This window comes from Bacillus sp. DHT2, assembly GCF_026241455.1.
GTDB lineage: Bacteria > Bacillota > Bacilli > Bacillales > Bacillaceae_G > Bacillus_A > Bacillus_A pseudomycoides.
Genome location: NZ_JAPHWH010000009.1, coordinates 114,960 through 138,011 on the forward strand (window position 1 = coordinate 114,960; position 23,052 = coordinate 138,011).

General features: G+C 34.6%; 20 protein-coding genes and 5 pseudogenes. 6 read left to right on the forward strand and 19 right to left on the reverse strand.

Going from position 1 to position 23,052, the window contains the following annotated elements:
• Positions 1-89: 89 nt before the first annotated feature.
• The 5 genes and pseudogenes from ORL93_RS20085 to ORL93_RS20105 all read right to left on the reverse strand — a co-directional run bounded on the left by ORL93_RS20085 (position 90) and on the right by ORL93_RS20105 (position 5,045).
• A complete protein-coding gene (locus ORL93_RS20085) occupies positions 90-236 on the reverse strand; it encodes a BC1881 family protein (RefSeq protein ID WP_003199195.1) in 147 nt (48 codons plus the stop codon).
• 495 nt (positions 237-731) lie between these two features.
• Complete coding sequence (locus ORL93_RS20090) at positions 732-938, reverse strand: hypothetical protein (RefSeq protein WP_142308438.1); 207 nt, start codon at positions 936-938, stop codon at positions 732-734.
• A 387-nt stretch (positions 939-1,325) separates the two neighbouring features.
• Positions 1,326-1,899, reverse strand: a pseudogene (locus ORL93_RS20095) (hypothetical protein).
• A 30-nt stretch (positions 1,900-1,929) separates the two neighbouring features.
• Positions 1,930-2,973: a nuclease-related domain-containing protein gene (locus tag ORL93_RS20100; RefSeq protein WP_003199202.1), complete on the reverse strand. Its 1,044-nt coding sequence runs from the start codon at positions 2,971-2,973 to the stop codon at positions 1,930-1,932.
• Positions 2,974-3,437: 464 nt separating this feature from the next.
• The gene (locus ORL93_RS20105) at positions 3,438-5,045 is read right to left on the reverse strand and encodes an esterase/lipase family protein (protein ID WP_033799037.1); all 1,608 of its coding nucleotides are present in this window, start codon (positions 5,043-5,045) and stop codon (positions 3,438-3,440) included.
• A 314-nt stretch (positions 5,046-5,359) separates the two neighbouring features.
• On the opposite strand from ORL93_RS20105, the pseudogene ORL93_RS31565 reads away from it, so the two are divergent.
• Positions 5,360-5,440: pseudogene (locus ORL93_RS31565) on the forward strand (YxiF family protein); the annotation flags it as partial.
• A 70-nt stretch (positions 5,441-5,510) separates the two neighbouring features.
• Here ORL93_RS31565 and ORL93_RS20110 read toward each other — a convergent pair.
• The 5 genes from ORL93_RS20110 to tkt form a co-directional block, all read right to left on the reverse strand.
• The gene (locus ORL93_RS20110; RefSeq protein ID WP_003207987.1) at positions 5,511-7,274 is read right to left on the reverse strand and encodes an ABC transporter ATP-binding protein; all 1,764 of its coding nucleotides are present in this window, start codon (positions 7,272-7,274) and stop codon (positions 5,511-5,513) included.
• Positions 7,274-9,025, reverse strand: coding sequence for an ABC transporter transmembrane domain-containing protein (locus ORL93_RS20115; RefSeq protein WP_265959400.1), 1,752 nt, complete (start codon positions 9,023-9,025; stop codon positions 7,274-7,276). The genes ORL93_RS20110 and ORL93_RS20115 overlap by 1 nt, the downstream gene beginning before the upstream one ends.
• A 125-nt stretch (positions 9,026-9,150) precedes the next feature.
• A complete protein-coding gene (locus tag ORL93_RS20120; RefSeq protein WP_003199214.1) occupies positions 9,151-9,372 on the reverse strand; it encodes a YneF family protein in 222 nt (73 codons plus the stop codon).
• A 78-nt stretch (positions 9,373-9,450) separates the two neighbouring features.
• Positions 9,451-9,891 carry a sporulation inhibitor of replication protein SirA gene (gene sirA, locus ORL93_RS20125; protein WP_003199216.1) on the reverse strand — a complete coding sequence of 147 codons (441 nt, stop codon included), beginning with the start codon at positions 9,889-9,891 and terminating at the stop codon, positions 9,451-9,453.
• A gap of 156 nt (positions 9,892-10,047) precedes the next feature.
• On the reverse strand, positions 10,048-12,048 hold the full coding sequence (tkt, locus tag ORL93_RS20130; RefSeq protein ID WP_003199219.1) for a transketolase: 2,001 nt from the start codon (positions 12,046-12,048) through the stop codon (positions 10,048-10,050).
• Between the two features lie 361 nt (positions 12,049-12,409).
• On the opposite strand from tkt, the gene ORL93_RS20135 reads away from it, so the two are divergent.
• Positions 12,410-12,709: a hypothetical protein gene (locus tag ORL93_RS20135; protein WP_033798261.1), complete on the forward strand. Its 300-nt coding sequence runs from the start codon at positions 12,410-12,412 to the stop codon at positions 12,707-12,709.
• Between the two features lie 36 nt (positions 12,710-12,745).
• Here ORL93_RS20135 and ORL93_RS20140 read toward each other — a convergent pair whose 3' ends face one another.
• Positions 12,746-13,228 carry a coproporphyrinogen III oxidase gene (locus tag ORL93_RS20140; RefSeq protein ID WP_097793897.1) on the reverse strand — a complete coding sequence of 161 codons (483 nt, stop codon included), beginning with the start codon at positions 13,226-13,228 and terminating at the stop codon, positions 12,746-12,748.
• A 158-nt stretch (positions 13,229-13,386) separates the two neighbouring features.
• Here ORL93_RS20140 and ORL93_RS20145 point away from each other — a divergent pair, with 158 nt between their 5' ends.
• The gene (locus ORL93_RS20145) at positions 13,387-14,970 is read left to right on the forward strand and encodes a bifunctional metallophosphatase/5'-nucleotidase (protein ID WP_265959401.1); all 1,584 of its coding nucleotides are present in this window, start codon (positions 13,387-13,389) and stop codon (positions 14,968-14,970) included.
• A gap of 42 nt (positions 14,971-15,012) precedes the next feature.
• On the opposite strand, the gene ORL93_RS20150 is transcribed toward ORL93_RS20145, so the two are convergent.
• Positions 15,013-15,252 (reverse strand): DUF896 domain-containing protein, encoded by a 240-nt coding sequence (locus ORL93_RS20150; protein WP_003199228.1) that lies wholly within the window; start codon positions 15,250-15,252, stop codon positions 15,013-15,015.
• 45 nt (positions 15,253-15,297) lie between these two features.
• Complete coding sequence (locus ORL93_RS20155; RefSeq protein WP_018781450.1) at positions 15,298-15,954, reverse strand: YneB family resolvase-like protein; 657 nt, start codon at positions 15,952-15,954, stop codon at positions 15,298-15,300.
• 142 nt (positions 15,955-16,096) lie between these two features.
• Between ORL93_RS20155 and lexA the strand changes: the two genes are divergently transcribed.
• Positions 16,097-16,717, forward strand: coding sequence for a transcriptional repressor LexA (lexA, locus tag ORL93_RS20160; RefSeq protein ID WP_003199232.1), 621 nt, complete (start codon positions 16,097-16,099; stop codon positions 16,715-16,717).
• A gap of 28 nt (positions 16,718-16,745) precedes the next feature.
• Here lexA and ORL93_RS20165 read toward each other — a convergent pair.
• The 5 genes and pseudogenes from ORL93_RS20165 to ORL93_RS20185 all read right to left on the reverse strand — a co-directional run bounded on the left by ORL93_RS20165 (position 16,746) and on the right by ORL93_RS20185 (position 20,815).
• Positions 16,746-17,546, reverse strand: a pseudogene (locus ORL93_RS20165) (DUF4097 family beta strand repeat-containing protein).
• Between the two features lie 5 nt (positions 17,547-17,551).
• Positions 17,552-18,094 carry a DUF1700 domain-containing protein gene (locus tag ORL93_RS20170; RefSeq protein WP_265959403.1) on the reverse strand — a complete coding sequence of 181 codons (543 nt, stop codon included), beginning with the start codon at positions 18,092-18,094 and terminating at the stop codon, positions 17,552-17,554.
• 4 nt (positions 18,095-18,098) lie between these two features.
• Entirely contained in the window at positions 18,099-18,410 is a 312-nt protein-coding gene (locus ORL93_RS20175; RefSeq protein ID WP_003199239.1) for a PadR family transcriptional regulator, read from the reverse strand.
• Between the two features lie 222 nt (positions 18,411-18,632).
• Positions 18,633-19,685, reverse strand: coding sequence for a pyruvate kinase (locus ORL93_RS20180; RefSeq protein WP_018781447.1), 1,053 nt, complete (start codon positions 19,683-19,685; stop codon positions 18,633-18,635).
• A gap of 217 nt (positions 19,686-19,902) precedes the next feature.
• A pseudogene (locus tag ORL93_RS20185) lies at positions 19,903-20,815 on the reverse strand (DUF2935 domain-containing protein).
• Between the two features lie 227 nt (positions 20,816-21,042).
• Here ORL93_RS20185 and ORL93_RS20190 point away from each other — a divergent pair.
• Positions 21,043-21,144, forward strand: a pseudogene (locus ORL93_RS20190) (tyrosine-type recombinase/integrase); the annotation flags it as partial.
• 165 nt (positions 21,145-21,309) lie between these two features.
• Here ORL93_RS20190 and ORL93_RS20195 read toward each other — a convergent pair.
• Positions 21,310-22,158, reverse strand: coding sequence for a DUF2935 domain-containing protein (locus tag ORL93_RS20195; protein ID WP_097793899.1), 849 nt, complete (start codon positions 22,156-22,158; stop codon positions 21,310-21,312).
• A gap of 343 nt (positions 22,159-22,501) precedes the next feature.
• On the opposite strand from ORL93_RS20195, the gene ORL93_RS20200 reads away from it, so the two are divergent.
• A complete protein-coding gene (locus ORL93_RS20200) occupies positions 22,502-22,681 on the forward strand; it encodes a small acid-soluble spore protein H (protein WP_003199254.1) in 180 nt (59 codons plus the stop codon).
• Positions 22,682-23,052 lie beyond the last annotated feature (371 nt).

A 23,052-nucleotide genomic window follows, 5' to 3' on the forward strand; every position in this document is an offset into this window, starting at 1 on the left:
TTATCTTATATATTTCTTTTTTAGCAAATAAAAAAGCATCCACATAGGATGCTTTTCACTATTTTTCTATATTCATTATATGTACTCTGTTAATCTTGATTAATTAAAATGACTGCTGGCCCAGATACTACCACTCCAGCGACTTCAATTTTTTCAAATTCTTTAACTGTAATAGATATAACCCCTTCTCTTTCCATCAATTCCTTACTCAAGGCTTCAGTTGGTATTTTTTTCACCGTCTTACCTCCTTTTCATTCTTGTTACCTTATATCAGTAATATCTTGTCATGAATCTGGCATGTAAGATTATGAAATTGTTCCAATGCATCCATATATACACTCCCCCTGCCATTTTCATTCCTTATTCCATAAAGAATATACGATTCCTTTTTGTAGCATATTGAAAAAAAAATAAAAAAGCATCCTGTACGGATGCTTTCATCATTTTAATTCACGTGAAAACTTTGTATACACACCAATACCTGCAAGCAATACCCCTAGCCCCGCAAACATTGTACCTAGGCCTAAAAAGAATGAACCGAGTGTTTGTAAATCTTCCATATGTATATCCCTTTTTCTTGTTATCTTTATATTCAATAAATTAACCGCACATCATTCCCTATTTTAATTCCATTTATTTTTATAAAATTCTAACTTTCCAGCATCCCTCTGACCAATAAAGTGAAACTTTAATCAGTGGATACTTTTCTTCAGCTCTCACCAATGAGACTTTTACGGGCAGTTGATTTCCCATCTAACTTCTTTGTTTTCACTGAATTTTGAAGCTTTGACTACTGGTTCAGAAAGCTCTGCACCTGTTACATGCTGCAAATCAACAGAATCGTATAAAGGAGTTGATTTTATAATATGTACGAGAAATTCTCCTTGCACTTCACTTTCAACCACTTGATTATCTCCTCGGCTAACCTCGCCTTCCATATACTCTTTCATATGTTCCTCAATGCTTTTTAACGCTTATTCATCCGTCGATATTGCTACTGTTTTTTCTACTGGAGCTGCAAATGAAGAAGTTGGCACCCTTACAACTTAAAGTGCAATTAACATTGCTAAAACATTATAAATTCCTTTTTTCATGATACTTGTTTAACGCGTTATGTATTGAATCATTTCGTGTTAACTTCCCTCCTTTTCTAACATAATAAAAGTTATTTAGTAATCTAATAAACTTCTAGATTACAAAACTAGTTTAAAGTATAATGAAATTTTCTCAATTCACATAGACAAGAAATCCCATTTTCTACTTTTTTACATTCATTAACAAAAAAACAGAAGACCATAACTCATAATGATCTTCTGCTTTTCATTTCAATCTTTATATAACCTATGCTCTACCACCTTATCATCATTATCAAATTGAAGAATGAGCCATTCACTATCTATAGGAATAAACCCTCTTTCATCTCCAAGGTAATAAACAGTTTGATTCATTTCCTCAAAACGCCTTGTCTCAGTTGGTTTTCCTAACAATTGTACAATCTCTTTCTTAGGTTTTCCCACTAGTTTATGTTTCGTTAGAAGATCATCTATCATATATACTCGTTTCCGTTCATCTTTTAGCCATCTATCTGTTTGAAACTTTGAATTATACTCATTTACACCTAGTTGTACGATACAAATACTGAATAATACCGCTCCCACAATTGTAATACTTTTAAATATGCCCTTATTATTACCACCAGAAAAATGAAAAACGATCCACTGAAGAGCCAGTAAAAGAATAAACGGAATTGATACCACTAAAATACTCACAGTATTATAAGACGAATGAGTCGTGCCAATGATGAATATGAAAGCGATACATATAAACAAATATAAAAAAACATAAAAAAACATAAACATACAATGTTGCCCGTAATAAAAAATCTCTATACGCTCCCAATGAAAAATCACCTTTATCACATCAGATTTTTTACAACTTCACTTCTCCCATACATTCAATCATTTCTTTTATCCCTTGTAATTCTTGCACTGTATATAGTACTTTCCCTTCCAATCTTTCCTTTCTAAAATACGTAACAAGTTGCTCTCTATCCTTCAACCTCGGAAGTACTTCATTGGAAAGATCGATCATTTCATTTCCACTTCCATTTGTCTCATTCCCGAAATATACAGTGGGCTTAACTTCTTCTTTTAGAGCTTGCGAATGAACCTCTTTCAAGTAATCATATACAATTGTTGAAAGATGTTTTGCTTTATAAACGGGGTTTCCTACGTTTTCTACCATTAGAGTCATTGAATCTCCCTTTTTCATAAAAACAAATGTCTCTTCCTTCTCATATTCATTTTGATACTTACCAATCTCATCAATCATAAATGAATATACCCCTGCATTTTCTTTCGTCAATCCGTGTATCATTCTTCCTTGCCATTCTGTTGTCTCAATTACATATATTCCGGTTGTCGATAACAATATATGATCAACTCGAGTATTCCCCATTTTATTTCCTCTTCTACTATGTACTTTAGGAAGAAATATATTTGGAATAATATGTAGTTCGTCTTCAGTTATGATTCCTTCCTGAACAAATCCCCGTTTCATATAATGTAATATTTCATGCGTATTCATTTCTTCACCATTTCTAGAATACGCTCTTAATTCTGTAATTAGATCTTGTAACATATGTATCTCATTACTGTGTTTCTGTTGCATTTCACTACGCTCTTTACTATGCTGCATCGCTAATTGATTCTTCATCACTCTCATGTTTTCTACTTCTCTAGCTGCACTCTCTTTTAAATTATTGTACTTTTTACGCTCTATGTTTTTTAATGTCTCCTGCTTTTCTTCATAATCCGCTACAGCTGCAGCCATCTCACTCTGATAGTTTTCTATTGACTTTGTCTTTTCAAATTCCACTTGTTGGTTTTCTGATTCTAACTGTTTATTCTTATAAAACAGTACAAATACTCCAGCTAATAGAGCTAAAATTACACATATAAGTACATATTCCATCTTTTTTCTCCTTTATGGCTTAGTAAAATATTACCTAAACTTTTAAAATCCATTTTATTCTATTATACTACGTATTAAAATAACTCTCTGTAAAATTTGGATATACTTTTCACAGATAGCGATGGGTATCTCTCGGAATATAGCAAATGGTTTAACAAATATGTTGAAATTGAAGTTGATAGAATACATATTGAATTTTTAAAAGTAGAGTAAAAATATCGATAATCAGATATGATAGTATAAAAAAGCCTTCAGGAAAACCTTGTTCTCGTAGTTTTTCCTGAAGACCTCTTATATTTTGAAGTAAATATATATTTTAATTTATAATTCTTTGCCTTACTACATTTAGACCTGATTATTTACTATAATCCATTTTCTTTCCATATTCCTATATCTTTTTGAAAAGAATATACTCAATAATTGAATCATAAAATAAGCTTTAAACTGTAATACCTCCATACTTTTTATTTTTCAATATACACCGAACGTACAATCGTACGAGTATAAGCTTTACCTTCTGAGTTAATACCTTTAATATCAATCGTCACATTATATACATCTGACTTTTTAATATGATTCAAAAGGCCTGTGAATGCAGCCTCATCTAACCTTTGCAACTGATTCGATTGCGATACTAAATTCCCTTCTCGATCAACAACTCGGACAGTGAAAGAAAGATCCTCTTGTTTTCCTAGTTCTTTAGTAGATTGTTTCAATTGAAATTCAACTTTATCAGCTTTGATTTTCCCTGGCATTTTCAAAGTAAACGGTGCTTTTTGTTTATAATCACTAACAATCATATAAGCATCTTTTGCATGTGCTGTCATTAGTTTAACATGCCATTCCCCTATTTCCATTCGATTTATTTTAAATGTCCGAATAGACGCACCCTTAAAGTAGGAAGTTTCATCTCCTATCGTGACCTTACTATCTTCGTTTGTATATACTTTTCCCGACGGAGAAATAAGTTGTATTTTCACTTCTGAAGATGCTGTTAACACCGAGACAACGCCCTCTGTTTTTGTATCTACAGCAAACGTTTGATCAATCCATTTATTCTGTATTAGTTCTCCACCTAAAACGGTTTGATTAGAAGTAGTATTTAAATCATTAACAAGTTCTCTAGCATTATTATTTGAAGTATAAGGAACGAACGTGGCGGTAGAAGTGCGTAAATATGGTTCAATTCGAGAAAACACCGCCGAACCTTTTCGTATATCATCATGATCAAATCTAGAATCGGTAAATAAGTGTGTTCCATAAGGTAATTTTGCACTCCATTCATTCACTAATCCATCATTGGAGCCATACGCGGAAAGGTATAGCCCACCTAAAGATAGAGCAGAGAAAGCCGGTCCCCAACTTGTACCTGCAACTGTATAGTAACGATTTAATTTAACATTTGGATTGTTATCTATTACAGAACGAAATTGTGCCATTTCACCTGTTTGTAAAGAATAAGTGCCATCGTCTCTTTGTCCGAGTAATGAAGCCAGCCAACCAGCCCACCAACTATACGATAAGTCTGCTAAATTTGATCCATAATGCGGCGAAGCCAGTGTAATGACTTTTCCTACAAAACGATTCGCACCATATTGAATGAGTGCTGCTTGAGTGTCAATTCCACCTTTACTATGAGCCACAATATTCACTTTTTTACCAAAATGATTATAAATCTCTTCTAGTTTTGCAGCCAACAATTTGCCATTATCCCACTGACTTGCAGATCCCTTCCCAGCTGCATCATATAGTTGAACAAATACAGTTTGATATCCTGCACGATAAGCATAATCATACATATCGTTTGCATCGTGATAAACTGTTTTTCCATACCAACTATCCGCACTTCCATTTCTCCCTTGCACAAAAACAATAGGTGGCCTATTTTCATCATAATTTAGAGGCTTCTCACCTAAAAACCAATCTCCTGGATTGAATGTTTCTTTCGGTGGAAGCATCTCCCTATAAATTGGCGTAGCATTGGTCTCAGCAGTTGCAATACCACCAACAGAAGTAACCAGTAAAATGAATGCAGCAATCAACACCATACATCTTTTAAACAACGCTTGCATAATACTCCCTCCTTTTTTAGAAAGATGACGCAGAGTTTATAGATTGCTATGCTGTTGCAATACAATAACTGCTATTATTTCCAAATCTCATTTTCTTCTAAAGTTTCTAAAATTCATATTTATTCCATTAATAGGTATGATAATTTGACAGCATCGTCTTATTCTTTATAAACGATATTCTTCCTACGCTCCTTAATTCCTTTCATTCATCAATAGTACAAATGTTTCTCAACAACAAACTTACAGATTTTATCGGTAATAATACTGAGTTAAGAAAACCCACTAGAAAAAGAAGTTATAATTTGTATGATGAAGATTTTATATTAGTTGGAGATGATTTAGAAGTTGGTGTATGTATTGAAAGAACAGAATATCATTACGAATTCAGTATGTGAGGCGTAACAGAAATTACAGCAATGTGATCATTTTTAAAAGAATAAAAAAGAGGCCTTCAAAACCTTAATACTACAAGGCTTTCTGAAGGCTTCCTTTATTCTGAAGTAAATACATATTGTAATATAACCCTTGCTTACTCAGTAACTCTTGATGTGTTCCTCTTTCTATAATTTCTCCATCATGCATAACAAAGATTTGGTCAGAATCTTGAATAGTAGATAAGCGATGTGCAATCGCAATTGTTGTTCTACCTTTTCGCATACGCTGCAACGCTGTTTGAATGGCCTCTTCCGTTTCTGTATCAATATTGGCCGTTGCTTCATCTAATACCAATACTTTCGGATTTGTCGCAATCGTTCTAGCAAACGCGATGAGTTGCCTTTGTCCACTTGAGAATGCCGCTCCCCTTTCTACTACTTCTGTATCATACTGCTCTGGTAACTTTTCAATAAACGTATTTGCTTGAACAAAACGTGCTGCTTCTTTTATTTCTTCATCCGTAATACTTTCATTATACATGCGAATGTTTTGTTTCACATTTCCGGCAAACAAGAAGGCATCTTGCAATACGAGCCCAATTCTCTTTCGAATTTCCTTCTCTTCAAACTTTTCTAAGTTTACACCGTCTATTAAAATATGACCCGCTTTAATATCATAAAACCGCATCAACAAGTTCATAATTGTACTTTTCCCACTTCCGGTATGCCCAACAAAAGCAACTGTTTGCCCAGGTTTTACATGAAAAGATACATTTTTTAAAACATCACGTTTTCCGTCGTATGAAAATGTAACATCTTTAAATTCAATTTCTCCTTCATGTACTTTCGGCTCTCCATTCCCTTGTTGAATAGGCGCTAAATCTTTTTCATCCATCAAATGAAAGACACGTGATGAAGAAACAAGTGCTTGTTGGAAAAAAGATAATTTCATCATCATTTCATTTACAGGTTGGAAAAAACGATGAATATAGTTAACAAAAGCATATAATACCCCAACTTCAACTGGACTATTCAAAGCGTCAATTCCAAATAATGCGAGCACCAATGCAATCGCCACAATATGAACAAGATCTGTTGCCGGTCGTAAAAACAATGCATCTAATTTTAACGTACGGCGCCCAGCACTGTAATGCTTATTATTCACTTCTTCAAATTCTTTTCGCATCCGTTTTTCTTGACGAAACACTTGCACAATGTTCATCCCTTGAATCGATTCATTAAGCTTTGCATTTAAAATACTTAATTGATTGCGAAGTTCTAAATAAAAAACAGAGCTTTTCCTGCGATACATGGTCATAATCGTCAACATAATTGGTATTAATAAAAGAGAAAACAATGTAAGTTTCACATTAAGTAAAAACATAGCCACTAAAATTCCAATTAAAAATACTACATTTTTTACAAATGTTGATAACACACTCACATAGAAATCTTTAATTGCTTCTGTATCATTTGTTATACGAGATACGAGGGTACCAATTGGTGTACGGTCAAAAAAGCTTAATGACAACCGTTGTACATGTTCATATACTTCCACTCGCATATCTTGCACAATTTTGAAAGCTATATTTTGGAAATATAATAAATTTAAATACGTAAATAAAACCTTTAATAAATGAGCAATCATATATACAACAAATAAGGTTACAAGTGCTGATTGTTCAAAGTTACGGGGAACTAAATGTTCATCAAGAAACTGTTTAATTAAAAACGGACCCATCATTTCTGTAACGGTTGCACCAACTAGAAATAGAAATGCTAGTGACAATAAGCCTTTATATGGTTTCATATAAGAAAGTAATCGCCATAAATCGCTTCTTTTTTTCTCAGCCATTATATGCCTCCCTTCTCAACTAACGCTTCTAACTGCTGGCTTTCATACATCTCTTTATACCAACCTTCTTGCCTCATTAGTTGTTCATGTGTACCACGCTCTACAATTTTCCCTTCATCAACAACAAGAATAAGATTTGCATGTTGAATGGCACTTAACCGATGTGCTGTAATAATCGTTGTTTTTTGCTCTCTTTCTCGTTTCAGCGCTGTTAAAATTGTTTCTTCTGTCTTTGCATCAACTGCTGATAAACAATCATCTAAAATTAAAATTTCAGCATTCGTTAGTAAAGCACGTGCAATAGAAATCCTTTGTTTTTGCCCACCTGATAAAGACACTCCTCGTTCCCCTACTACCGTATCGTATCCTTCTGGAAATTGAACAATATCATCATGAATACAAGCAATATCAGCAGCACATGCAATTTCTTTATATGTAGCATCAGCCTTTCCAAATGCAATATTTTCCCCTATACTTGCTGAAAATAGGAAATGGTCTTGAGGAACATACGAAATAGCAGATCGAACGCCATGCAGCGTCATATCACGAATATCTTTCCCACCAACTTGCAGCGATCCATTAAAATGATCATATTCCCTGATTAAACATTTTAACAATGTCGTTTTCCCTGCACCAGTGCGGCCAACAATACCTAATGTTTCACCCTTTTTCAGTGTGAAATGAATATCTTCTATATGGAGAGTTTCATTTTTCTTATAGGAAAATGTATCAATTGCAAACGTTATATCACCGCTTGCCTCTTTATGTACCGCTCCATCTTTATTCACAACATCTGAAGTTTGAGATAATATTTTTTCCACACGGTCATATGAAGCACGACCACGTTCCATAATATTAAATAGCCAACCAAATGCGAGCATCGGCCAAACAAGCGTCCCTAAATATGTTGTAAATGTAATTAACTCACCAACTGTCAGTTCTCCGCGAACAACTAATAGTGATCCATAGCACACAGCGATTAAGAATGAAAAGCCGACAATAAGAGAAATTGTTGGATCAAATAATGAATCGATACGCGCAACTAACATATTTTTATGCACAACATCTTCTGACTTTTTTCGAAATGCTTGTAAATCTTCCTTTTCTTGACCAATTGAGCGAATCACCTTCATTCCACTCATACTTTCTTGTACTTTATCATTGATCTCAGAAAACGCTTGCTGTGCTTTATGAAAACGTCTGTGTAATAAAGTACCATAATAATTAGTTGAAATCGCTACAATCGGCATTGGGATTAAACTTAACAATGTTAACTTCCAACTAATCGTAAACCCCATAGCCACTAGCACGCATCCACCTACGGCTAACGAATCAACAAGCGTCAAAACGCCTGCTCCAGCTGTCTGTTGGATTGCTTGAATATCATTCGTTGCATGGGCCATTAAGTCCCCTGTACGATGTGATTGATAAAAAGATGGACTCATGTTTGTAAAATGTTCATATAATTTCTTTCGTAATTGGCGCGCGAGCTTTAAAGAAGACCCAAAAATCATAATACGCCATATGTAACGTAATATATACATTGTAATCCCGACAACTACTAAAAGAACAACCCATTGTAACAACTTTTCAGATGTTAGCGTTTGGTTATTAATTTGGTCTACAACAACTCCAATTACTTTTGGTGCAACAAGCTCAAGAAGTGCTACACCAAATAACAAAATAATTCCCGTTATGTACGCCCGTTTTTCTTGTTTAAAAAACCACGCTAAATTAAAAAATACCTTCATTATATCCCCCTCCCTTGAAATGAGCGATGTTTTCAGTTTATCAAAAATACAGAATTTTTAAAAGTTTTAAACACTAAAGTTTTCCAAAAGAAAAGGACACTCTTATCGAGTGCCCCCTTTAGCGCTTATTTCATTTGTTGTTTGTTCATTGCGCTCATCATTTGATTGATTTTCTTTTGGGATGGTTTTTGTCCCATTTGCATCATCATCATTTTTAACATTTGTTCATTGATTGGTGGATTTTTTTGTAAGTAATTCATCATATATTTGCGGGCGATGAAAAATCCTAACGCCACGCCTGCTACTAGTGCTAATACGCCCACTAAAACAACTACCCAAATTGACATATATTTTCCTCCTTCATGTTGTCTACCTTACAGTGTACTAAAACCTTTTCAATAAGACAAGATTGTATTCGACATTTTTTACACATATGTTCGTGCTTGTTTCAGAGGATTTAACCAACCATACTTTTTATTTTCATAATCCATTGCTAAAAATGTCAATTCGCATTTCCTGAGAACCTCAAAGAAAGTCGTTTCCATCGACACATTTCCGGATGTACTCATTTGAATATATTGTGATTTCACCGTTATTTCGCCGTATTCTGCCCCAGTATAAAGCATGTGCGTATGATGTGTTCTATTATACTTCCCAAAACTACGTAAAACCTGTTCTAATTTATGGTGAATTCTCATTACTTGTAATGGTGTCGTAATATACATCATCTGCTTATATAACACTTTCTTTTCCGAAAGGGAATCAGATTCTGAAAATCGAGCAAATAAATCGAAAAACAAATACTCCCGACCAAAGTATGCCTTCGCAACATCTTCTTGAATTAAATACAATTCATACGTTTTCATACTTTCCCTCCCGCTCTGGACAACCTTTTCTCTTCATTATATAGAAGAAAATATGCAATGATTGTCTGACTACGGAGAAAGAAAAAACTTTTTCTGTCGAATAAACTCATTTACATAGAAAAATCTCTCCATGCCGGAGAGATTTTTCACAAACCATTAAAGCATTTCTTTTACTTTACGAACAACATTTTCTACAGTGAATCCATACTCTTCCATGATCTTTTCACCAGGAGCAGAAGCACCGAATGTATCGATACCTAGTACATCTCCTTCAAGACCAACGTAACGGTGCCATCCGAAAGTCGCACCCATTTCAATTGCGAAACGTTTTGTTACTGCTTTTGGCAATACAGATTCTTTATATTCAGCAGATTGCGCTTCAAAGCGATCCATAGATGGCATGCTGACAACAGCTGCATCAACACCATCTTCTGCTAATGCTTTTTGCGCTTCAATCGCTAAGCTTACTTCAGAACCAGTTGCAAGTAAGATTACATCAGCAATTTCTTTCTTGCTTGCAGAAATTACATACGCTCCTTTTGCAACTTTTTCATACGTATCGTCTTTTGCACCTTCTAATGTTGGAAGATCTTGACGAGTTAAAATTAATGCAGTTGGTGTATTTGTAGACCCTAAAGCTAACTTCCAAGCTGCAACAGACTCGTTACCGTCAGCAGGACGAATAACAGATACATTTGGCATTGCACGAAGCGCCGCTAACTGCTCGACCGGTTCATGTGTTGGACCATCTTCACCAACAGCGATACTGTCATGTGTAAACACATATGTTACAGGCAATTGCATTAATGCTGCAAGACGGATTGCTGGACGTAAGTAATCAGAGAATACGAAGAACGTACCACCGTAAGTTTTTAAGCCGCCATGAAGTGCGATACCGTTCATTGCTGCACCCATTGCGAACTCACGTACACCGTACCAAATATTTTTACCGCTGTAGTCAGCTCTTGTAAAGTCTTTTTCGTTATTCATGTATGTTTTGTTAGAACCAGCAAGGTCTGCAGATCCACCAAAGAATGATGGTACCGCTTCTGCAATCGCGTTAATTACAGTACCTGAAGAAGAACGAGTTGCTGTTTTTGATCCTAATTCATAAGTTGGTAAGTTTTGATCCCAACCTTCTGGAAGAAGACCCTTCATCGCTGTTTGTAATTCATTTGCTAATTCTGGATATGCTTGTGCGTATTCACCAAGCATTGTGTTCCACTCAGCTTGAGCTGTTTCGCCAACATCTTGTACCGTTTTACGGAAGTTATCATATACTTCTTCTGATACATGGAAGTCTTGTTCAGCTGTCCAAGCATACGCTTCTTTTGTTAATTTTGTTTCGTCTACACCTAGTGGAGAACCGTGTGAAGCTGATTTTCCTGATTTGTTTGGAGAACCGAAACCGATTGTTGTTCTTACTTCGATTAGCGTTGGGCGTTTTTCGTCAGCTTTCGCTTCCTCAATTGCTTTCGCAATTGCTGCAACATCGTTTCCATCCTCAACACGGATTACTTGCCAACCATATGCTTTATAACGATCTTCTACACTTTCAGAGAATGAACGATTTAAATCACCATCTAATGAAATATCATTAGAATCGTATAATACAACAAGTCGACCTAATCCTAAGTGAGCAGCTAATGAAGATGCTTCAGCAGAAACGCCTTCCATTAAATCGCCATCACCGCAAATTGCGTATGTATAATGGTCAACTACATTGTATGCATCACGGTTATACTTCGCTGCTAAATGTCTCTCAGCCATTGCCATACCAACAGCTGTCGAAATACCTTGTCCAAGCGGACCAGTTGTTGCATCTACGCCTGCTGTGTGACCATACTCAGGATGTCCTGGAGTTTTGCTTCCCCATTGACGGAAATTCTTTAAATCATCCATTGTTACATCGTAACCAGATAGATGAAGTAGGCTGTATAATAACATTGAACCATGGCCTGCAGATAATACGAAACGATCGCGGTTAAACCACGTTGGGTTATTTGGATTATGTTTCATAAATTGCGTCCATAATGTATAAGCCATTGGTGCTGCACCCATTGGCATTCCTGGGTGACCAGAGTTTGCTTTTTCAATCGCATCAATGGATAATGTGCGAATCGTGTTGATAGAAAGTTGTTCGATTGAATGTGACATGCTATTCTTCCCTTCGCTTATATTAGTAAACGTTTTACACATTTATATGATATCTTCCCTCGCAAGATTATACAACATGTATCGACAAATATGTTGATGTTTTTTTCGAATTTGTTCAAAAAACATACTAAATTTCACAATGTATAGGGTTTCAATCTGCTATACTTTTTCATTATTCATTTATTGATAATAAAGGGAATTATCTGTATCTTCATACGTGGCTCATAAAAATCTTTAGCAAATATTCTGCCCCCTCCATGCCACTCCTCTATTTACCATTTATTCACAACATATATAATAGAAATGAATATATATTAATTTTCATCGTATATATCAAATAAAAACTGCGGGAGGAGAAATGATGAGTGAACAAGTGGCTTCCTACACCTTTTTAATTGTTTTTTCCCTTATTACAATTAGTTCTATTTACCTTTCAGTAAAATTAAAGTCACCTTATAAATACATCCCAGGTGTTGTCATGCTTATTCTCTCCATTGGCACGTTCAGCATACTATATTTTGATCGAGGTATAATGATAACGAGTGAAGGATTAGGTTATTTATATAGTCTCATTGCAATCCTCTTGTTACTTATCGCCAGTATTTCTTTATTCATAGCAATTGCTATTTCTTTTATTTCGGCTTTATTTAGAAAAAATTAACATTTGTTATGTCTGAGCACTACGCTCGATAAAAAATTAAATTCCAAAATGCAAAAGGTGTCCTTCCCCCGCTTCCACTTTATAGAGTAGTCTAATTAAAGACTCTAACTCTGTACAAAGAATATCTCGATTAAAACTAAGGTGTTCATACTCTCCATCCGTATCACACTCTACCGTCCATTGAAATGAGCCTGTGAGTTCTATTTTTTCAGGTCCCAATGAAAAGAGATTGACTAATAAGCGAAATAGGTTGATCGCTATTTCTGCTCCCTCTTTCTCGATTTTTGTAATACCATAATAATGGATACCAAACCCTTTCTCTTTCTTAAAAGGATTATATGTTGGAATCCACTGTAAAAAATCTGACACATACAAAACAATTTCATCACTGAATATCACGCATTCTTCAACAACCGTTCCATCTTTATAAAAAAACTCCCTGTCATGCCAAGAAAAATCTTCAGAACTTAGCTCTCCTTTTTCATTTGAAACAAATACAAATTCATGTTGCAAAGCCATAGTATTCTCCTCCTTCTCCTGTCATCATACGATACTCCAAAAACATTTTCATTTTCTTCATTATATATTTTTATATTTTCTAAACATTTGACAAAAAATAAACCTAGATTATTTGTTATGATTTATCATAAGATAACAAAAAAAGAAGGTTGATAAGCTTGAATAAGAACAACATCGTTCATATAAACATTCTACTAACAAGCGATATACACGGTACGATTTATCCAATTCATTATCGAAATAACGAGCCAGCAGAAATAGGATTAGCCAAACTTGCAACACGTATCACCCAAGAGCGTAACCAACATGAACATGTAATTGTGATCGATAACGGCGATTTTATACAAGGAACTCCATTCACCTATTACTACGCTAAATATATACAGCATAAAAAGAACCCAATGTCACTTATCGCGAATTACATTGGATATGATGCGGCCGTTATCGGAAATCACGAATTCAACTATGGAATGGATGTATTAAACAAAGCTATATTAAACGCGAATATGCCTTATCTATCTGCAAATATTTTAAATAAACATACAAAAGATCCTTACTTTGGGACACCCTATATTATTAAACACATACATCCTAATATAAAAGTCGCTATCTTGGGAGTTACAACACATTACATCCCAAATTGGGAGCAGCCACCTCATATTAAAGATTTACTATTTGAAGATGCACTAGAAACAACAAAAAAATGGGTTTCTCTCATTCATAACCAAGAGCAACCTGACTTATTAGTCGTAGCATATCATGGTGGCTTTGAAAGGGATTTACAATCTGGAGAACCAACAGAAATTTTAACCGGTGAGAATCAAGGATATGCGATGTGCCAAGAAATAGATGGTATTGATATATTACTAACAGGTCACCAACATCGCTCTATTGCAAGTACGAAAGTAAATGGTGTAACCGTTGTACAACCCGGATCTAATGGCCATTCATTAGGAAAAGTTCGAGTAGAGTTAGAACAAAATAAAGATCGAATGATAATTAAAAAGTGTCAATCGGAACTGTTATCTGTCAAAGACGTTCAAACAGACGAAAAAGCGCTTTCACTTGTATCTGACTACGAAAATCAAACGCAACAATGGCTAGATCAACCAATCGGCACCATTATCGGTGACATGCAAATTCACACTGCGATGCAAACACGTTTACAAGACAATCCTTTTATTGAATTTATAAACAAAGTACAAATGGAGGTAGCTGGAGTCCATATTTCTTGTACAAGCCTATTTCATAATGAATCTTCTGGCTTTCCAAATCAAATTACAATGAGAGATATTGTATCAAATTATATTTATCCAAACACATTGAAGGTCATACGTATTACAGGAAAAGATATTAAAGATGCTCTTGAATTATCCGCTGAATATTTCACATTAAATAACGAAGGAGATATTATTGTAAACCCCGCTTACACTACGCCAAAACCACAGCATTACAATTACGATATGTGGGAAGGAGTTTCATACATATTAAACATTTCAAAACCAGTTGGTGAACGAGTAGTTTCCTTACAATATGACGGATCTCCCATTCACTTTGATCAAGAATATGACGTAGTTATGAATAATTATCGTGCAAGTGGTGGCGGAAATTATTTTATGTACCAAAATAAACCCATCATAAAAGACATACCAATTGATATGTCTGAACTTATCGCAAATTACATATTAGAGCGGGGGACAATTGAAGCGACTACCAATCGTAATTGGAAAGTTACCAAATAAACCATTCTATTAAAATCAAAAAAGATGGGCTGCGCCCACCTCTTAATTTAACTTTGTATTATCTTGTTTTTTCAATGCTTTTAATTTCGTCGGTGTAATATCTTTACCTTCTTCGTTAACGACTTTAATGCCTTTTAATTCGTTTAACATATTTTGACGAAATCCTTTTAAATATTGTTCACGGAGCGATTGGCGCTCACGTTGTTCTTCTTCAGTTAATCCTTCAGCTTTCGCTTTTTTCGCTAAGAAGTTAATGCGTTCAATGAGTTCGTGACTTAGCATCTCGAATCCCCTTTCTACTTAAAACTGATTATTATCATACAATAGTTAGTCTTGTTTATCAAGCAATTGCTTCGTGTATTCCACGTATCTGCGATGTACTGTTGCTTTAGATACATCGTGTCCAAAACCACGAAGCGTTGCTGCAATTTCCTCAAATGTTAATTCATTGCGACGCAGACGTACAATTTCTTCAATCGGCACTTCTTTCTTTTCACGTCCTGTACTTAAATGTCGGTTTTTTAAGTTTTTTTCTGGACGAAACCCTCTTTCTACCGCTCTCTGCATTCCACGTTTAATCTTCAAATTATGAATCTTTCTCTGATACTCTTCAACTATACCAATAATATCTAGTACCATAGAATCCGAATCAGAAAGCTGTAATTCACCATTATGCGTATGTGTATATACTTTTATTCTTTCTTTATGTAAACAGTGCATTAAAGCAATTTTTGCATTCCCTCTTCCAAGCCGCGTTTCATCTTGAATGAGAAGCACATCGACCTGTTCATCTCGAATCATATCTAACACTTCTAATATACCGTCTCGTTCAATCGTATAGCCGCTTGCCTTCTCCTCAATCACCTTTATAACATTCATTTGATACCGCTCAGCTAAATGCAATAATTCATCTCTTTGGCGTGATAATGAAGTTTCCTGCGCTTCTTTCGTTGTGCTTACACGGGCATAAATGATTGCATTCATTTTAAAACCTTCTTCCTTATTTCAATTTTTCCTTTAGTGTATCACAAATCGTCCTTTTGTTCGAACTTATGTTTGTAGAATGTTTTTTTGCATGTTATACTTATAAGTAAGAAAATTGAAAGAAAACGAGGTGTAAAAAAACATGGAAAAGTTAACAAAACGCCAGCAAGACATTCTCGACTTCATTAAACTAAAAGTACAAGAAAAAGGTTATCCACCTTCCGTACGCGAAATCGGTCAAGCGGTTGGCCTTGCTTCTAGTTCTACGGTGCACGGACATTTATCACGTCTAGAAGAAAAAGGTTATATTCGACGTGATCCAACAAAACCAAGAGCTATTGAAATTTTAGGAGAAGTAAGAATCGAAACAGACACACAATCAGTTGTTCAAGTCCCAATTGTCGGAAAAGTTACAGCTGGTTTACCAATTACAGCAGTTGAAAGTGTAGAAGAACACTTCCCACTTCCTGCAAGCGTTGTTGCTGGAGCAGACCAGGTGTTTATGCTACGAATCTCTGGAGATAGTATGATCGAAGCTGGTATTCTGGATGGAGACTTAGTTGTTGTTCGCCAACAACATTCTGCATACAATGGAGAAATCGTTGTTGCTTTAACAGAAGATAATGAAGCAACTGTAAAACGTTTTTACAAAGAAAAAGATCATTTCCGCTTACAACCCGAAAACTCTTCTTTAGAGCCAATCATTTTAGATAAAGTCTCTGTTATTGGAAAAGTAATCGGGGTATATCGCGATTTACATTAAAAATAGACCAGTTAAACTGGTCTATTTTTTAATTCGCTTCAATTGTCACGTCTCCTGCAGATGTTTGTCCGCTAATTTTTACGCTCCTATTCCCTACTACTACATTTCTTTCTTCCTCCTTGAAAACCTTAACTTCACCAGCAAATGTTTTCCCACTTATAGTCGCATCTTGAGGCTTTTCAAGTAGACGAATATCAACATCTCCTGCAGTCGAGCTTGCTTCCACATCATATTTAGAGTCATGATCAATAACGTCCACATCTCCACTTGTTGTTTTCGCAACAACTTTTCCACTTACTTTTTTCATTTTAATTCCGCCCGCTTTTGAAGATCCTTCTACTTTCTTCGCTGTCACCCGCTCTATTTCTACATCTCCACCAAGCGTTGCTGCTTCTATGCGTTCACTCTTCACATCATTTACTGTTATCTCCCCAGCAGAAGAACTTACTTTTATGTCTTGATAAGCACGTTCTGGAACAACAATTGTTACCCTCGACGATTTAAACCCAAATGATAAAAATGAAAAATCTAATGAAATTCCTTTTTTTATCTTACCTTGAACTTTTAATATATCTCCTTTTTCATCAATACTTATTTTTTGCTTCGTAGTATTTCCTGATTGTTTTATATAAAAAGAAGAATCATTCCCTTTTTGAACTGTAACATCCTCAGCATCCAAATCAATTTCTAAATTTTTAATTGCTTCATTTTTTATAACTCTTTCAGTTTCTCCCTTTTCCGCCGCATCTACTGTTTTTGAATATGTTTACGATATACCAATAACACCAATAATGATACAAGCGACAGCTATTAATAATATCTTTTTCATCTCATCTATTCCCCTCTAATCATTTTGAGATTCCAATTGACATAGCGCACACAAAATTTTTTAAACCATTTTGTACAGTAGTAAGCACCTATACATAACAATAATCCAACACCAACAAACGTAATAGAAACGAATACCTCAAGCCACAAAAAAGTACCAGTTAGGATTTTAATTACTACAAATAGTGGTGCCACAACGCTAGCAACTCCACCAACCCAAAGTGCAAATATAAAACTTATAATTGCGACTAAAGGACCTAATACAAGAATAAAATTTAATAAACTAAGACCAATTGCCGCCATTACAGCTCTTGTTATATTTGAAGCAGATGGATCCTTTTTCATCTCATCAAAACGATATAACGCTAACATCTCTTTCGCAATTGCTTTTGGCGAACCCAGTCCTTTTATAATTTCTACCTCTGTCTTCCCTTCCTCTAATCCAAACTGAAAATGCTCCTCATAATCGTATAAAATATCCTGTCTTTCTTCTTCTGATAACTTTCTAAGATGTCCTGATAGTTCTCGAAGAAACTGTTCTTTGTTCATCTCATTACACCTCTTCAATAATTTCTTGTACCCCTCTAGCAAAATCACGCCAATCCGTTACAAGTAAATGGAGTTGTTCTTCACCTTGATTTGTTAATTGATAATATTTACGCGGTGGCCCTTCTGTTGATTCTTTTAAATATGTTTGAAAATAGCCCTCTTTTGTTAATCGACGTAATAACGGATATACAGACCCTTCCGATATTAAAAATTTATTGGAGATTTGCTGAACGAGCTCATAACCGTAGCAATCTTTTCGTTTGACAAGTGCCAGTACACAAAGTTCTAGCACACCTTTTTTAAACTGGACGTTCAAAGATAATCCCCCTTTCCAATCAGTACCACTCAATGCAAGGTACTTGCGTTATCCATAATATACCATCCACTATTGTTTATTGCAAGGTACCGTTTGTTGTCTATTTAATAAAATACCGTTTTCCACCTCTCTTTTCTTTATACCAAACAAATTAAAAAATCACGATTCCCCTTACCTAAACATGGAGAAATCGTGATAAATAATATCATACAATTCTATACACTAAATGGATTTATGTAATAATTCCAGCACATCTTTCATAACAAAGGGGGCATCTTTTTTTACATGCTCAGCAAACTCAGAAACTAGACGCAATGTTTTAATACTTTCAATCGGATGATCACCTGATGCACTTTCAGCAGAAAGCATAACAGCATTCGTTCCATCCAATACAGCTTGAAATACATCAGTCACCTCAGCTCTTGTAGGAATAGAATAATCCACCATGGATTGAAGCATTTGCGTTGCCGTAATCACATACGTATTTGTGCGATTACACTCATGAATCATCATTTTTTGTAAAAGCGGAATAAATTGGTACGGTAATTCTACGCCTAAATCGCCCCTGGCAATCATAATACCCTCCACTTCTTTACATATCTCCTGAAAATTCTCGATGGCCTCCATCGTTTCCACCTTAGCAATTAGATTTGGTGAAGTTTCATTTTTTAGGCGGATAAAGTTCCGGATTTCCTGTATATGAGAAGGTTTTCTAACAAATGAGCAAGCAATAAAATCAACGTTCTCACTTAAAAGAAACTGAATATCTTTTTTATCCTTCTCTGTAATAGCTGGTAAGCTAACGATTGTACCTGGTAAATTCACCCCCTTATGAGAAGCTATATCGCCACCTACCTTTACTTTTGTTTCTATTTTATCCTCGCTTATCTTTTCAACCGTTAACTCAACTTGTCCATCATTAATAAGAATTCTACTTCCAACTTTCACGTCATTAATAATCCCTGGATAATCAACACTTGCTTCTTCTTTGTTTCCAGAAATAGAATGAATGTATAAAGTAAAAGTATCTCCTGCTTGAAGAGTAACTCCATTTTCTTCAATAACTCCCAATCTTATCTTGGGTCCTTGTAAATCCCCTAAAATTTTGATGGAATCATCTAAAGATTTTACTAATTGAATTATTTCCTTATGGCTTTCATGGGAACCATGCGATAAATTAAGGCGGATAATATTCATACCATTTCTTATTAACTGCGACAAAGTATCCTTATTATTACTCGCCGGTCCAATTGTACAAATTCGATCAATTGTCATATTTTCACCATCCTTTTTTATCTATAATTCCCATATAGAAAGAAAAAATAATATTTCTCATACATGGTTTGTAATGTAAGAGTAGAAAAGGCCAATAATTCCTTAGTACAAGAATTACCGACCTTTTCACGATGAAAATGAACTGAGTTGTTGCATGATAAAAAAGCGAACCAACAAATGAACACTCTAGTATGTATCCATCACGATAACAAAGCACTCATTCCATCGATTGCTGCATTTGTTTTTGTTTCAACCTTTCTTCCAACACATGAATCATAAATAAGAAATGCTCAGCTTCTCTTGTAACATGATCAGCTAGTAATGCATTAATTATATTTCGAATTTGGCATGTTTGAATAAGTTCCAATCCCGCCTTTTTGAAATTTCTCAATTCAACTGTGGCATTTTCACTATCTTTATTTAGCTTTCCGATTATCGGATATGTTGGTTCCTTCTGATATAACATCGATTCAACATCCCTAGCTTGATTAAGGAGAACTTCAAAATCATCACCGAATTTTAAAAGCAGTATGAACTAAATTTCGCTCTGATTGATCAAGCAAAGAGGCAATAAAACGAGAGTGCTCCATCATAATTTTTAGCCAAAACACATTTTCACTAATTATCGCATCTTGAATTGGATCCATTTTTCCTTCATTAAATTTCTGAAGCGTTCTTATAAAATATTCCGCTTCTCGTGCAACATGATCTACTAATAACGGAAAATTGAAACCACTTACCTTACAATTAATAATTAAAATTAAAAGATTTCTTTTATAATTACGAAACGCATAAACTAGCTGAATACTTTCTTCATTTAATTGCCTGACCGCTTGAACAGTTTGAGGAATAGAGAATGCTTTTTGTAAATGTCGATCAAAAAGCTGAAAAAACTGATCTACTTGCTGAATTAGGTTTTTATCTTTCCGATTAAATCCTTCACCAAGAAAAAGTGCATATTCCTTCATAATCCGTAACCAAAATCGATTTTCAGTTAAAGAGCGTTCAATAAATAATTGTTCAGTTAATGATTCAGAAGGCGTAGCTTTCAATTCCGGTGGAAGCAGCATAGCCCCCTTTGTATCCATGACAAAGTGACCAGGAATAGATTGTTGTTGTCCATTATTCATTAAATCCCCCCTAGCGCCCCACGCCCATCAACTTAAGAATTCAGAATTACATCAAACCGAAAAAGAGTTCTAAATTAATAGGACTCTTTTTCGATGATTTGAATGTAAACTTTTTATTATCAGTTTACATTCATTTCCCCTTAAACATTAACTTTATGCCGCCCCCCCGATATCCCAAAATACATAACAAAAGTATACATTCAAAATACTGTAAATAAAGAGGTCAGTTGCAAGGAATACTCAATCATAGTACACCATAAATCACACTTAAACATATCGGAATCAATAAAGAAGGGAAAGATAATATACTTGATACATTTCAAATCTAGCAATATAAAACTCCACTAATTTGTATTAAGCCCTCATTCATTAACTATATAATTCACCTTCCTAATTCTTAATTATCAAGAAGATAAATCACAAGAAAAAGAAGCTAACAATTTATTGTTAGCTTCTTAACTCATGGAAAAAATGGTGTTTTTACCCACATCCTACTATCTAGATTGTGATTTAACGCTTGTAAGATGAGCATCAAACATATCAATTATTTCAAGAAATCTATCAGCTTCACGGAAAACATGGTCTGCTAATAGTGGATGAATGATACTCTTTATTTTACATTGCTCAATTAAATCACGTGCCGTTTTCTTAAAATCCCGAAGAGATGTGACTGACACACGATTTTGATCCAAAAATTGATCTAAAAGAGGAACTGTTTGAGATTGTGGTTTCATAGATTCTAAGTCAATTGCTTGATACATCAATTCATCAAAATCATTGCTAAAATTCCGGGCTATATCTACCAGCTTTCTTTCCGATGGATCAAGAAGATGACCAATAAATTTAGCATGGTCTGCCATAATCCTTAAAAAGAAAACATTTTCTTTAATAATAGCATCAGGAAGAGCATCCAATCTACCTTCATTTAATTCAATTAAGCGTTTTCTAAAATAATCAGCTTCCCTACTTGTATGGTCAACTAACAGTGGAAAATTATTTTGTCCTGGCAATTTACATGTGAGAATTAATCCTAGAATTTTTCGTTTAAATCCAAAAATATTAGTTGCAGCTTGTTGTACTTCTGAATTAAATTTCTTTATTTGCTCAGGATCTGTTTGATTTGTATAAGAATATGCAATTTGTTCGATGTGTTCAAACAATCGGTAAAATTGATTAGCCTCTTGGATTAATTGAGTATCCTCACATCTAAACCCCAATCGAAGAAATAGAGAATGCTCTTTCATGATTCTAGACCAAAAACGAATTTCATTTAATGATCGTTCAACAAACATTACAGACGTAACACCCGTATCAGGATGTAATGAGGTTTCATCCCTATTCATTCTCAATCCCCCCCAGTAAATACTACGCTAGTTCTATTCTTATGAATAAATATAGATAAAAATACCATCAATAAAAGTTCATTATGACTATAAAAATAAGATTATTTTTTCTATTCATCACAACATAAATAATGATAAATCTCGTATACATGTGGAAATTAACATAACCTATCATTATCGGTGGCCAAAAAAAGCTCACTCCTTGTCCATCAAGATAAACTTTATAAACTTATATGCTTAAAATCAGAATTAATACCTATTTGCGTACTATTGAGTATTAAGAATAATTAAGTAGTTTAAAGTACATATTATTACTGTTATAAGTCAAAAGGAGGTCATTATCATGAACAAACAACGAGCACAAGAGATTGCATCTTCACCGGTTATGGCTAATGTAACCTATAATGGAGTTCCGATTTATATTCAAAATGTAGATGAAAATAATGAAACAGCTAGAATTTACCCCCTTAATGAGCCTCAAAATGAGCAGGAAATTCCTTTATCCAACTTAATAGAACATTAAACAAACAATAATTTTTAATACAAACACTACTCAGAGTGATGTTTGTTAGGGACAGCTCATACAATTGCTTTTCCCTATTTTACAAATGAAATATTCAACCTCAAAATCTAAAATACTTCTGAATAATACGTTGGGATAAGTGTAATTTTATTGAACTTGTCAATTAGTTGTTAAATCCCATAGTTACTAGAATATTGTTAATCTATGTTTCTAGTGAAATATTTTTACACTGGAAACAAATTCCATGCACATAGGACTAGAGTCAAAACAAAATAATTTAAAAACGTAGAGTAGGATTTCCTTAAATGACATAGAAATTATATAAAGTGACAAAAAGGGGTGATTTCCTCAACAACACCAACCATTTCAAG